This is a genomic window from Amycolatopsis sp. DG1A-15b (assembly GCF_030285645.1).
Lineage (GTDB): Bacteria > Actinomycetota > Actinomycetes > Mycobacteriales > Pseudonocardiaceae > Amycolatopsis.
Window position 1 is genome coordinate 2,211,329 of the sequence record NZ_CP127296.1, and the last position, 12,049, is coordinate 2,223,377.

Genomic DNA, 12,049 nt, shown 5'->3' on the forward strand with positions numbered 1-12,049 from the left:
GGAGAGTAGCGTGCGAGCGCCCGTTCGGCGGATCGTGTGTCGCCCGCGGGGCAGTCCGGTCCGCGAGGGCCGACAATGGGGCGCATGACCGCAGTCCTCGTCGCCTACGCCGGGCGTCACGGCGGAACCCGGCAGATCGCCGAGGTCATCGCCGCCGAGCTCGGTGAAGCGGGCTTGACCGTCGACGTGCGCGACGCCGCCGACGTGGCCGGCGTCGAGCACTACGCCGCGGTCGTCGTCGGCAGTGCCCTGTACTACCACCGGTGGCGGCCGGAGGCCGTGCGGCTGCTGGAACGCAACGCGCGGGCGCTCGCCGAGCGTCCGGTGTGGTTGTTCCACAGCGGACCGTGCGGCCCCGGCGCGGCCACGCACCAGGTCAGCCTGCCGGCGAACGTGGCGCTGCTGGCCGCGCGCATCGACGCGGAGCGCACGGCCACCTTCGGCGGCCGGCTGGACCCGGCGACCGTGCACGGCCTGATCCCCAAACTGCTGGCGTCCGGCCGGCGTGCCGGCGACTTCCGCGACTGGGACCGGATCAAGGCGTGGGCCCGGGACGTCGGCCGCCGGGTCCGCATCCGCGTCGCGCACTGATCCCCTTGCCCACCCGGCGTGGTGGGTGCTACACCCGTCCTGAGGTCTTCCGGTGGGAAACCGACGGAACGGGGCGAACGTGACGGATCGACCGGCCAAGAAAGCGCTTACCTCGGACCAGCGCAACGCGTTCCTCGCGGCGCTGCTCGGCTGGAGCATGGACTCGTTCGACTACTTCCTCGTCGTCTTCGTCCTGGCGGACATCGCGAAGGACGCCTCGTTCGGAGCGACGGCCACGCAGCTGGCGTTCATCACGACGGCGACCTTGGTGATGCGCCCGGTCGGCGCGCTCCTGTTCGGCCTGTGGGCCGACCGGGTGGGCCGCCGGATCCCGCTGATGGCCGACGTCGTGCTTTACTCGGCAGCCGGCCTGCTGTGCGCGTTCGCCCCGAACTACACGGTGCTGCTGGTGCTGCGGTTCGTCTACGGCATCGGCATGGGCGGCGAGTGGGGCCTCGGCGCGGCGCTGGCGATGGAGAAGATCCCGGTGGCGCGCCGCGGGTTCTTTTCGGGTCTGCTGCAGGTCGGCTATTCGATCGGCTACCTGCTGGCGGCGCTGGCGTACCTGCTGTTCCATTCGGCGCTGGAGCTGCCGTGGCGCTGGATCTTCGTGCTGAGCATCTTCCCGGCGCTGATCAGCCTGCTGATCCGCGCGCGCGTCCGCGAGTCGGAGGTGTGGGAGACCGCGCGCGAGAAGCTGAAGGTGACCCGGACGTCGGTGAAGGACATCCTGCTGAACCCGAAGGTGATCCGCCGCTTCGGCTACCTGATCCTGCTGATGACGGCGTTCAACTGGATGAGCCACGGAACCCAGGACGTCTACCCGAGCTTCTTGAAGGCCCACGACAACGGCGGCGCCGGCCTGAGCGCGGCGACGAGCACGTGGATAGCGGTGCTGTACAACATCGGAGCCATCATCGGCGGCCTGACGTTCGGGACGCTGTCGGAGAAGCTGGGCCGCCGCCGCACCATCGTGGCGGCGGCGGTGCTGGGGCTGCCGGTGATCCCGATCTTCGCGGTCGACCACGGCGCGGGGATGCTGGCGCTGGGGTCGTTCCTGATGCAGATCATGGTCCAGGGAGCGTGGGGAGTGATCCCGGCGCACCTGACGGAGATGTCCCCGGACGCGATCCGCGGCTTCTACCCCGGGGTGACGTACCAGCTGGGGAATCTGCTGGCGGCGTTGAACCTGCCGATCCAGCAGGCGATCGCGGAGTCCCACGGGTACACGTCGGCTCTGGTGTGGACGGTGGTGCCGGGGTTGATCGCGGTGGCGGTGCTGACGGCGATCGGGAAGGAGGCGAAGGGCATCATGTTCGGCGAGTCCGCGGTGGCGACCGCGCCGGCGGGTTCGAAGTGACGGGAACTCACGGCGTCACGAGTGCCGCTTCATAAGCGAAGATCGTCAACTGCACCCGGTTCGAAACATCCAGCTTCGCGAACGTCCGCGTGATGTGCGTCTTCACCGTGGCCTCGCTCAGAAACAGCTCCCCGGCGATCTCCGCGTTCGGCTTGCCCTGCGCCACCGCCGTCACGATCTGGCGCTCCCGGTCGCTCAGCAGTTCCAGCTTCGCCTGGGCCCGGCTCCGCCGCGGGTTGGCCCGCGCCGCCACGAACTGGCCGATCAGCTGCTTCGTCGTCCGTGGGGACAACATCGCGTCGCCGTTCGCCACCACCCGGACGCCCTCGATGATCTCCTGGGGCGAGCCCTCCTTCAGCAGGAAGCCGCTCGCTCCGGCCGCCAATGCCTCGAACACGTACTCGTCCAGGTCGAACGTCGTCAGGATCAGCACCTTCGGCGGGCGGGGCCGGGCCAGCACGGCCGCCGTGGCGACCAGGCCGTTCATGCGGCGCATGCGGATGTCCATGATGACCACGTCCGGCGCGTGCCGGGCGACCTGCTGGACCGCTTCGTCGCCGTCGCCCGCCTCGGCCACCACCGTCAGATCGGGCGCGCTGCCCAGGATCATGGACAGTCCGGTGCGGACCAGCGGGTCGTCGTCGACGAGCAGTACGCGCACGCTCACCCGCTCATGCTAGGGCGCCGGTACCGCCCACGGCAGCCAGGCCCGCAGTGCGAACGTCCGCTCGTCGACCGGGCCCGCCGTGAGGGTGCCGCCCAGCAGGGAAATCCGCTCGTTGACGCCGGTGAGCCCGGTGCCCGACCCGGGTGATGGCACCGGGTGCGGCGGCAGCGGGTTGACGACCTCCAGGGACAACCCGGCGCCCGGGCCGCCGCGCACCAGCACCTCCGCCGGCACCCCCGGTGCGTGCCGCAGCACGTTGGTCAGGGCCTCCTGGAGGATCCGGTACGCCGCGGTGGCGAGCGGGACCGGAGCCGCCGACACCTGGTCGAGCAGGATCGTCACGTTGACGGTCAGGCCCGCTTGCCGGGCGCCGGCGACCAGGTCGGGGATGTCGGCCAGCGTCGGCGGGGGAGCCTCCGCCGGCCCGCCGGGTGCCCGGTCGGCGAAGCCGGGGCCGCGCAGCACGCCGATCACCTGACGCAGGTCGTCGAGCGACTGCCGGGCGGTGGTCCGCACGGTCTTGGCCGCCGCGACGGCGTCCGGCGTCGTGGCGGCGGTGACCTCCAACGCGCCCGCCTGCAACGAAAGCAGGGACAGCCGGTGCCCGAGGACGTCGTGCATCTCGCGGGCGATCCGCGCCTGCTCCTCCTTGCGGGCCATCTGCTCGCGCAGCGCCTCCTGCTCGGCGATCCGGCGGCGCGTCTCGGCGAGGCTGTGCCGGACGATCCCGAGGGTGAGGGGCACCGCGGTGTACACCACCGCCGTCAGCACCACCCCGGTGAGCTTGGCGGCGGTCGTGCCGGTCGACATCCAGGCCTCGGCCAGCGACGACTCCACGACCCGGCTCGCGTCACGCCAGACCGCCAGCCCGGTCGCCGCGAACACCAGCGTCGCCGCGCTCCACCGCCACCAGCCCACGTACCGGGTGGTGAGCGCGGCGAGGGCGATCAGCGCCGCCATCGAGTCGCCGGCCAGCAGCAGCGGCGGCACCACCGCGATGCCGGTGACGAGCAGCGGCCAGCGGTGCCGCCAGACCAGCATGACCGCCGCGCCGATCCCGGCGAGCCAGCCGAGCATCCCCAGCGCCGTGGGCAACGCGTCCGGGTCGTCCGGCAGCGAGCTTTCCAGCGCGAAGTTGACGGTGCTCGTCAGCACGCCTGCCGCGACCGCGAGCACGGTGCACACCACCCGAAGCACGGACCGTCCCATGAGGAAAGCCTACGAGGCGCCCCCCGCCGGACCATCAGCCCTTCCGCTTGTCCGCCCGGCTGCCGGTGACGACTTTAGTCGTAACGGGTCGAGGCCTGCGGATGACGCGGGACGCCCCGCGGCGCTGGTTTCCTGCTCGCCGTCAAGCAGTGGTGAAAGGAACCCCGATGACCGACTACACCCCGATCCAGCAGCACCCGGCCCCGCCGGCGACGCCGCCGCGCAACGGCCTGGGCACGGCCGGATTCGTCCTCGGCCTGATCGGGCTGGTGATCGCGCCGATCCCGCTCGTCGGCGTGGTCGCCTGGCCCCTGTCGGTGCTCGGCCTGATCCTGTCGGCGGTGGGCGTGGCCAGAGTGCGCGCCAAGAAGGCCACCAACAAGGGCCTTTCGATCGCCGGCGTCGTCGTGTCGCTGCTCGGGCTGGTCGTCAGCATCCTGTGGGTGGTGGTGATCGGCAAGGCGGTCAGCGACGTCAACGACCAGGCCACCCAGCACCACACCATCGTCTACGAGGTGAGCGGGGACGCGAAGGCCGTCGACATCGACTACAGCACCTTCGACCGGAACACGATCCTGGTCAACACCGAGACGTCGGCCGCGGTGCCGTGGACGAAGACCGTAGAAGCCACCGGGTTCCTCGCGGGGGCCCAGTTCACCGCGACCGCCGGGCCCGACGGCGGCTCCGTGACCTGCAAGGTGATCGTCGACGGCAAGGAGGCGAAGACCGCGACCGCGGCCGGACCCGGGGCCGTCGCCGGCTGCACCGGCTTCTGAACGACCCGTGCGGCCCGGACGGCGCGGGAAGGTGGGACCCGGCCAGGGGGCGGGTCCCACCTCGGTTCAGCTGCAGTGCACGAACTGGCTGTCGTAGGCCTGGCCGCCGGCCGAGCCGCCCCACTTCACGCACTTGTCCGCCGCGGCCGCCGAGACCGGGCCGGCGAAGTAGGAGAACGAGCCGGAGTCGGTGACCCGTGCCGAGCCCTCGACCTCCAGGTAGGCCGAGGTCGCCGTGGCCGTCCCGGTGGACGCGCTCTTCATCGTGCTGACGCAGTTCTTGCCGTTGGCGGCGTTGTACGACAGGTAAACCGTGCCCGCCGTGCCGAGCGGCTTCGATTCCAGCACGCCGTAACCGCCGCCGCAGGCCGGGGCGCCGAGTGCGGTATCGGTGATCGTGGCGTAGCGGATCGAGTTGCGGTATTCACCCCCCGTTCCTGCTTCGAAGATCACTCCGGCCGACGACTCGGACAGCGGCACCATGTCGGAGTACGCCGCGTCCTGGCCCCACACGAGCAAGCTGCCGGCGGTGCCGGTCCAGTTGGCGCCCTCGTCGAACGACGAGTGGATCCGGAGTTCCTTGCGTGCGCCGCAGAGGGACGGCGCGGCGAACAGGAGACGGTTGTACTTGCCGCCGGTGTCGGTGGCGCTCATGCGGCCCGTCGACCCCTCGACGACCGAGGTGACGAGGTCGGTGGCGAAGGTGAAGTTCTGGCTGAAGGTCTCGGCGCCGTCCGAGCTGATCGCGAACGCCCGGTTGCGCGTTCCGTCGGCCAGGCACTTGTTGCCGTCGTTCGCCTGGTTGCGGGCGGCGGCGTAGACCCGGCCGTCGTTGAGCTCGGTGACACTGATCTCCTGCGGGTTCATCGCGCTCGACGTCGGCTTGCCCTCGGCGCCGAGGTGCCAGGTGCTGCCCTTGTCGTCGCTGTAGATCAGAGCGCCGATGTTCGAGTAGCTCATCCCGGCGACGAGCCGGCCCGCGTGCTCGCCACGCGTCAGCACGATCCCGTGGGACGGCCCGGTGGCCAGCCAGTCCGGCGCGGTCGAGAAGCCGAGTTCCGTGGTCAGCGTCTTCGGCGCGCCCCACGTCTTCCCGTTGTCGTCGCTGATGGACACGCGCGGGACACGGTTGCAGTCGGGACTGGTGAAGCACTGCATGGTCGACAGCAGCACGATCCGGTTGCTGCCCGGGATGACGATCGGGGCGGGGTTGCCCTTCACGTCGCCGAATGCGGTGATGACGGTCTTCAGCTCTCCCCAGGACTTGCCGCCGTCGGTGGAGCGCTTCATCACGAGGTCGATCTTGCCGAGGTCGTTGCACCAGCTGGCGCCGCCGTTGCGGCCCTCGGCGAAGGCGAGCAGGTCGCCGTTGTTCGCCTTGACGATGGTGGGGATGCGATAGCAGTCATGGTCGTCGGTGTTCCTGGCGAACACCACCGAGCTGGCCACGTCGGCCTGGGCGGTCGCGGCGCCGACAGCGGCCGGGACGGCGACGGCGGCGCACCCCAGGAGCCCGGCCAGCAAGCCCTGGGCGATTCGGGTGATCTTCACGGTTCGAGCTCCCTACGGATTCGTTTCACGTCTCGGCAGCAGCTTCGGCGCAATCCGTACAAGACCCGTACAACCTCGCGTATAACGAACTATACGTGTCGGGAAGGCGAACTTCAGGTGAACGCGGCCAGGGCGCCGAATCCGGTCGCCAGCACCAAAAGCGTGGCGAGGAGCCCCAGGAGCAGGGCTCGTCCGCCGCCGCGCAGCAACGCGCCGAGCCGGACGGCGCAGCCGAGGCCGAACAGTGCGCCCGCGAGCAGGAGCGTCGACGCCGTCTTCGCGACGTCCAGCACGAACGCCGGGACCAGGCCGGTGCTCCGGAGCGCCACCATCGCGAGGAAGCCCAGGACGAACAGGGGCACCAGCGGAGTGTGCCCGTCGCGGCGGCCGCGTTCGGTGGCGCCGACGAGCGCGACCACCGGGGCGAGCAGGACGACGCGGCTGAGCTTCACCACGACGGCGACCCCGACCGCGGCCGCGCCCGCCGGTCCGGCCGCCGCGACCACCTGGGCGACCTCGTGCACCGAGATCCCGGCCCAGCTGCCGGTCCGGGTCGCGTCCAGGCCGAGAGCGCGAGCCAGCAGGGGCAGAACGGCCAAGGCGAAGCTGCCGTAGCAGGTGACGAGCGCGACAGCGGTGGCGACGTCTTCGTCGTCGCGCTCGATCACGCCTTCCACCGCGGCGATCGCCGACGCGCCGCAGATCGAGAAGCCGGTGGCGACCAGCAGGGCGAGACTGCGCGGCACCCGGACCAGCCGGGCCAGGCCGAGCGTGCCGAGGAAGGTGACGGCGACCGTCAGCACGACCGCGGCCAGTGTGCCGGGGCCCAGCGCCAGCACGGTGGGGACGGCGAGCTGGAGCCCGAGCAGGACGACGCCCGCGCGCAGCAGGCGTTTCGTCAGGCGGCCGACGGCCTGGCGCTGCTCGTCGGCCAGGACGGGCGTGCTCCCGACCGTGACGCCCAGCACCACCGCGACGGTGAGCGCGCCCACCACCGGCCAGGCCGAGCTGAGGGCGTAGGCCGCGGCGACGCCGGACCCGGTGATCGCGAGGCCGGAGGTCTTCGCCGTCGTCAGTGCCATGCCGTCAGCGTCGTCGCCCGCGGGCGTGCGCGGTAGCCGGCGGTTCGCGCCGAGGTCATAGACTGAAGCTATGACCGGACCGGATCTGGACTCGCTGCGCCTGCTGGTGCTCGTCGACGACCTCGGCAGCATCGGCCAGGCGGCCGGCGCCCTCGGCATCGCCCAGCCGTCGGCGAGCAAGCGGCTGTCCACTTTGGAACGCCAGCTGGGACTGTCCCTGGTGGACCGGACCCGGCGCGGCTCGGCGCTGACCCCGGACGGCCGGGTGATCGCGGGCTGGGCCCACCGCGTGCTGGCCGAAGTGGACGGACTGCGCACCGGCGCGGAAGCCCTGCGCACCCAGCGTGGCGCGCAGTTGCGCGTCGCGGCGAGCATGACGCTCGCCGAGCACTTCGTGCCGGCCTGGATCGGTGAGGTCAAGCGGAGCGGGCCGGACACCTACGTCGGGCTCGAGGTGGTGAACTCCGAGCAGGTCGCCGACCTGGTCGCCCGCGGCCGGGTGGACCTGGGGTTCGTCGAGTCGCCGGGGCCGTGGCCGGGCCTGGCCACGCGCCGCGTCGCGGCGGACCGGCTCGTCGTGGTGGTCCCGGCCGGGCACGCCTGGGCGCGGCGCCGCCGTCCGCTGCGGGCCGAGGAGCTGGCCGCGACACCGCTGGTGGTGCGGGAGCCGGGCTCGGGAACGCGCGAGACGGTCGAGGCGGCGCTGCGCCGGGCGGGGGTGGGGGCGGTGCAACCGCTGCTGGAGCTGGGTTCGGCTTCGGCGGTGCGCAACGCGGTGATCGCCGGAGCCGGGCCGGCCGTCATCAGCGACCTCGACATGGTGCGCGAAGTGGCGGGCCGCCGGCTGGTGCCGGTACCGGTGGCGGACATGGAGCTGGGCCGGGTGTTGCGCGCGGTGTGGCCGGCGGGCCGCCGCCTGACCGGCCCGGCGGCGGAACTGCTGACGCTGGCGGTGAAGTCCGGTCCCAGCGTGCCGAAAGCCTGAGGCCGGCCGCCTCCGGGCTGGTCAGGCGCGCCTCCAGCGGAACGATCGTGACGTCGCGCCGGAGCCGGGTGAACCGGACCCTGGCCGGGACGCCGGGTAATGCTTCGGCTGACATCCTTGCCGTCGATCGAGCGGCGATATATCGTGTGAATGTCGCCGATACGACTTGGAGGGTTCATGATGGAGATGGGCGCGGGACGGATCTTCGCCGGGTTCGGGGGGCACTTCGAGCAGCACCACCTGGGGCACCACGGGGACCTGCGGCATGCCGGGGACCCGAGGCACGCTGGGTTCGGGCACCCACGTCCCGGGCCGGCCGAGCACGCTGGGGGTGAGCACGCTGGTCTTGGGCACACCGGGTTCGGGCACGGTGAGTTCGGGCACGGCCACCCGGGGCCGGGCCACCCGGAGCCGGGGCACGCGGAGCCGGGGCACGCGGTGCCGGGGCAGGAGGACTGGGACAGTGGCCCGGAGCTGGCCCGCGGGTTCCCGCCGCCGCCACCGCACCCACCCCAGCCCCCGGGCGGGCCGGGCTTCCCCGGATTCCCGGGCTTCCCGGGCGGCCCGGGCTCGTTCGGTGGGCCGGGCGGCTGGGGCGGCGGGGCCGGGCCGTTCCAGCGGGTCCGCGAGTTCCGCGGCGGCGGCCGCCCGCCGGCCCGCCCGGTGCGGCCGGCCGTGCTGGCGCTGCTGGCCGAGGAGCCGAGGCACGGCTACCAGCTGATGCAGGAGATCCGGCGCCGCACGCACGACCGCTGGCGGCCCAGCCCGGGATCGGTGTACCCGATCCTGCAGCAGCTGGAGGACGAGGGTCTGGTCCACACGGTCGAGACGGCCGGTCGCCGGGTGGCGGAGCTGACCGACGCCGGGCGCGAGCACGTGGCGGGCCGCGAGGAGGAGTTCGCGGCGCTGTGGGAGGAGCCGGAGGAGGAACCGGGCGCCGACCGGTTCGCGGCGCTGTGGCACGCATTGGGCGAACTGTCCGGCGCGGCTGCCCAGGTGGGGTACAGCGGGAACGAAGCCCAGGTCGCGGAGGTGAAGAAGATCCTCGCGGACGCGCGGCGCCGGGTGTACGCGGTACTGGCCGACGCGGGCCTGGAGGACGAGGACGCCTGACGGTGCCGCGAGGTGATCCCGTTGGCCGCGGACGGGGTGATCGGCGGGCCGCGGGCCCGGCGGGGCAGGGTGCTTGACGCCCGCTGTGCCTCGGCCCGCCACCGTGCTGCTCCGGCCGGGCAAACGGCTCGCCCCAGGCCGGTCACCGGCCCACCCCGCCGGCCGGATCGTCCACATCGGACGATCCCGCCGGCGGGTAGGCTCCACCCCATGGAGGAGCAGGACTTCGCCGCGCACCTGACCGCGACCATGACCGGCAGCGCCCTCACCATGCTCATCGGCGTCGGCCACCGGACCGGCCTTCTCGCCGCCGCCGCGCGGGGGCCCGCCACCAGTGCCGGGCTCGCCGAGCGCGCCGGGCTGCAGGAACGCTACGTCCGCGAGTGGCTCGGTGCCATGGTCACCGGCGGGATCTTCACCTACGACGGCCGGGAGTACACCCTCCCGCCGGAGCACGCCAAGTTCCTGCTCGGCGAGACCGCGTCGAACCTGATGCCGGCACTGCTGACCCTGTCGGCGTTCACCGGCATCCTCCCGGATCTGGAACGGGCGTTCGCCGAAGGCGGCGGTGTCCCGAGGGCGGCCTACGGGCCCCACCTCGAAACCCTCGGCGCCAAAACCGGCGACAGCTGGAAGCACATCTACCGCGAGCACCTCGTGGACGGCTTCTTCGGCGCGGTTCCCGGCCTCACGGAACGGCTCACGGCGGGCGCCCGCGTGCTCGACCTCGGCTGTGGCACCGGGAACGCGATCGCCGTCGCCGCCCGGGCGTTTCCCGCCTCCCGCTTCGCCGGCCTGGACATCAACGCCGGGGTCATCGAGCAGGCGAAAGAACACCGCCTCCCGAACGCCGATTTCGCCGTCGGGGACGCCGCCGAGCTGACCGCCGATCCGCCCTACGACGTCATCACCGCGTTCGATGCCATCCACGACCAGGACCGCCCGGACGTCGTGCTGCGCCGGATCCGCCACGCGCTCGCCCCGGACGGCCTGTTCTTCATGGTGGACACCAACTTCTCCAGCCACCTGGAGAAGAACATCGGCAACCCGCTGGCGGCCCTCACCTACTCGATCAGCCTGATGTACTGCACGACGACGTCACTGGCCGAGGGCGGCGCCGCGCTCGGCGCCGTGTGGGGGACCGAGAAGGCGTCGGAAATGCTCGCGGACGCGGGGTTCCGGCACGTCGAAGTGCTCGGCTCCCCGCGCCCGCAGAACTGCATCTACGCCTGCCGCCCGTGAATCACTGCTGGTACGGCGCCGCCGCTGCCTTGGCGGCAGTGACCAGCGCGCCCTTGTTCTTCGGCCAGAACGTGCTGTCCACGCAGGTGTAGCGCGGCAGGAAGCCGCCGCAGGAGCCGCTCGAACCGCCGACCTCGAACGTCACGCTGGCGACGCCCAGCTCGCCGTAGGTGAAGTCGTCGGTGGTGCCGGTCGTGTCGTAGCCGACGGTCTCCTCGTTGGTGCCGACGAGGTAGCCGTTGGACGCGGAGTACTTCGCGCCGAGCCTGCGGTACTGGGCGTCGTTCGGCGAGGTGGCCTGGGTGAAGCCCCACGGGATGATGATGTCGTTGCCGTAGCTGTGCAGCGTGATCATCGTGCCCTTGGCGGTCGCGGGTGCCGGGTCGTTGTTCCCGGTGCCGCGCTGGTCCGGGTAGATCGCGCGGGCGAGCTTCTCCAGCGCCTGCACCTCGGGCTCGGAACCCGCGCTCACGCCCTGGTAGGTCTCCGAACAGGCGGAGTTGGAGTCGCCGCCCCACTTGAACGTCGAGTTGCGGTTGAGGTCGACGCCGATGTTCGTGCCGCTGCAGCCGCCACGGGAGTTGTTCGCGTTCTTGCGCTGCAGCTTCGGCGAGTTCCCGCCGGAAGCGACGATGTCGACGCCGTCGGGGTTGGCGATCGGCACCACCCACACCTCGGTGGTGTCCAGAATGGACTTCGCGGTGGCGTCGGTGGCGTACCCGTCGGCGAGGTAGTCGATCCAGCGCCAGGCGAGCTCGCCGGTCGACAGCTCGCGCGCGTGGATCTGGGCCATCAGGAAGAACTTCGGCTTCGTCGACGTCGTCGACAGCGTGCAGTCGCCGGTCTGCTTCTTGGTCAGGCAGATCGCCTGGATGTCGTGGCCGCCCTGGCCCTTGGCCTTCTTCCACGACTGGCCGATCGTGTACTTCGTCGCCAGGTCGGGGTGCGCCGAAGCGACCTGCGCGAGGTGGTTCTCGTGCGCGGTGACGGTCCGGTACCCGCCGTAGTAGGTGTCCGCCGCCAGGCTGTCGGTCCGCGCGGGCAGTTCCTTGTAGACGGTGTCGAAGAACGAGGGCCGGTAGCCGAGCGCCCGCAGCTTCGCGGCGACGGCCTGGCCGCCGACGACGTTGACGCTGCCGGCATCCCCCTCTTCGACGTCGAAACCGGCGGCGGCCAGCGCCTGCGCCTGGGTCGCGGTGGCCGGGACGCGCCAGAACACCGGCGTGTCCGCCGCCTGCGCGGTGGCGGTGCCGCCGAGCAGGGAGGTGAGCAGGACCCCGGACGCCGCGAGGGCGAGCCGGGACAAGGACCTTGACGCCATCGGGGGATCTCCTCACGCCGCACGGATGGAGGTCCGGTCGGAACCCGTGGTCACCGTACCGGCACGCACAGTGTGTCGGCCCGGTGCAAAGGGGTCATACCCCCGAAAGTCGCGAAACCGGGGAAACGCCGAGGGCGGCACTTTCGCAAGGA

At 71.9% G+C, this 12,049-nt stretch carries 11 protein-coding genes; 6 read left to right on the plus strand and 5 right to left on the minus strand.

All coding sequences use genetic code 11. The annotated features are described in order from the left end of the window. The first annotated feature begins 84 nt into the window (after positions 1-84). Positions 85-591 (plus strand): flavodoxin domain-containing protein, encoded by a 507-nt coding sequence (locus QRY02_RS10040; RefSeq protein WP_285991233.1) that lies wholly within the window; start codon positions 85-87, stop codon positions 589-591. Positions 592-670: 79 nt separating this feature from the next. Continuing rightward, complete coding sequence (locus QRY02_RS10045; RefSeq protein WP_285991234.1) at positions 671-1,951, plus strand: MFS transporter; 1,281 nt, start codon at positions 671-673, stop codon at positions 1,949-1,951. Positions 1,952-1,958: 7 nt separating this feature from the next. On the opposite strand, the gene QRY02_RS10050 is transcribed toward QRY02_RS10045, so the two are convergent. Both QRY02_RS10050 and QRY02_RS10055 read right to left on the minus strand, forming a co-directional pair. Continuing rightward, entirely contained in the window at positions 1,959-2,618 is a 660-nt protein-coding gene (locus QRY02_RS10050; RefSeq protein ID WP_285991235.1) for a response regulator transcription factor, read from the minus strand. Between the two features lie 9 nt (positions 2,619-2,627). After that, the gene (locus QRY02_RS10055; RefSeq protein WP_285991236.1) at positions 2,628-3,827 is read right to left on the minus strand and encodes a sensor histidine kinase; all 1,200 of its coding nucleotides are present in this window, start codon (positions 3,825-3,827) and stop codon (positions 2,628-2,630) included. Positions 3,828-3,994: 167 nt separating this feature from the next. On the opposite strand from QRY02_RS10055, the gene QRY02_RS10060 reads away from it, so the two are divergent. After that, positions 3,995-4,603, plus strand: a complete 609-nt coding sequence (locus tag QRY02_RS10060; RefSeq protein WP_285991237.1) for an MmpS family transport accessory protein — start codon at positions 3,995-3,997, stop codon at positions 4,601-4,603. A gap of 66 nt (positions 4,604-4,669) precedes the next feature. Here QRY02_RS10060 and QRY02_RS10065 read toward each other — a convergent pair whose 3' ends face one another. After that, positions 4,670-6,154, minus strand: a complete 1,485-nt coding sequence (locus QRY02_RS10065) for a sialidase family protein (RefSeq protein WP_285991238.1) — start codon at positions 6,152-6,154, stop codon at positions 4,670-4,672. A 113-nt stretch (positions 6,155-6,267) separates the two neighbouring features. After that, entirely contained in the window at positions 6,268-7,236 is a 969-nt protein-coding gene (locus QRY02_RS10070) for a YeiH family protein (protein WP_285991239.1), read from the minus strand. Positions 7,237-7,306: 70 nt separating this feature from the next. Between QRY02_RS10070 and QRY02_RS10075 the strand changes: the two genes are divergently transcribed. The 3 genes from QRY02_RS10075 (at position 7,307) to QRY02_RS10085 (ending at position 10,576) form a co-directional block, all read left to right on the plus strand. Then, positions 7,307-8,221 carry a LysR family transcriptional regulator gene (locus QRY02_RS10075; RefSeq protein WP_285991240.1) on the plus strand — a complete coding sequence of 305 codons (915 nt, stop codon included), beginning with the start codon at positions 7,307-7,309 and terminating at the stop codon, positions 8,219-8,221. Between the two features lie 177 nt (positions 8,222-8,398). Beyond that, entirely contained in the window at positions 8,399-9,334 is a 936-nt protein-coding gene (locus tag QRY02_RS10080; RefSeq protein ID WP_285991241.1) for a PadR family transcriptional regulator, read from the plus strand. Between the two features lie 210 nt (positions 9,335-9,544). Further along, the gene (locus tag QRY02_RS10085; protein ID WP_285991242.1) at positions 9,545-10,576 is read left to right on the plus strand and encodes a class I SAM-dependent methyltransferase; all 1,032 of its coding nucleotides are present in this window, start codon (positions 9,545-9,547) and stop codon (positions 10,574-10,576) included. Position 10,577: 1 nt separating this feature from the next. On the opposite strand, the gene QRY02_RS10090 is transcribed toward QRY02_RS10085, so the two are convergent. Beyond that, entirely contained in the window at positions 10,578-11,897 is a 1,320-nt protein-coding gene (locus QRY02_RS10090; RefSeq protein WP_285991243.1) for a M14 family zinc carboxypeptidase, read from the minus strand. Positions 11,898-12,049 lie beyond the last annotated feature (152 nt).

Excerpts from the sequence above, each read along its gene's own strand:
- QRY02_RS10040 (WP_285991233.1), top strand. The coding sequence starts at position 85 with ATGACCGCAGTCCTCGTCGCCTACGCCGGGCGTCACGGCGGAACCCGG.
- QRY02_RS10055 (WP_285991236.1), bottom strand. The coding sequence starts at position 3,827 with ATGGGACGGTCCGTGCTTCGGGTGGTGTGCACCGTGCTCGCGGTCGCG.
- QRY02_RS10060 (WP_285991237.1), top strand. The coding sequence starts at position 3,995 with ATGACCGACTACACCCCGATCCAGCAGCACCCGGCCCCGCCGGCGACG.
- QRY02_RS10070 (WP_285991239.1), bottom strand. The coding sequence starts at position 7,236 with ATGGCACTGACGACGGCGAAGACCTCCGGCCTCGCGATCACCGGGTCC.
- QRY02_RS10075 (WP_285991240.1), top strand. The coding sequence starts at position 7,307 with ATGACCGGACCGGATCTGGACTCGCTGCGCCTGCTGGTGCTCGTCGAC.
- QRY02_RS10080 (WP_285991241.1), top strand. The coding sequence starts at position 8,399 with ATGATGGAGATGGGCGCGGGACGGATCTTCGCCGGGTTCGGGGGGCAC.
- QRY02_RS10085 (WP_285991242.1), top strand. The coding sequence starts at position 9,545 with ATGGAGGAGCAGGACTTCGCCGCGCACCTGACCGCGACCATGACCGGC.
- QRY02_RS10090 (WP_285991243.1), bottom strand. The coding sequence starts at position 11,897 with ATGGCGTCAAGGTCCTTGTCCCGGCTCGCCCTCGCGGCGTCCGGGGTC.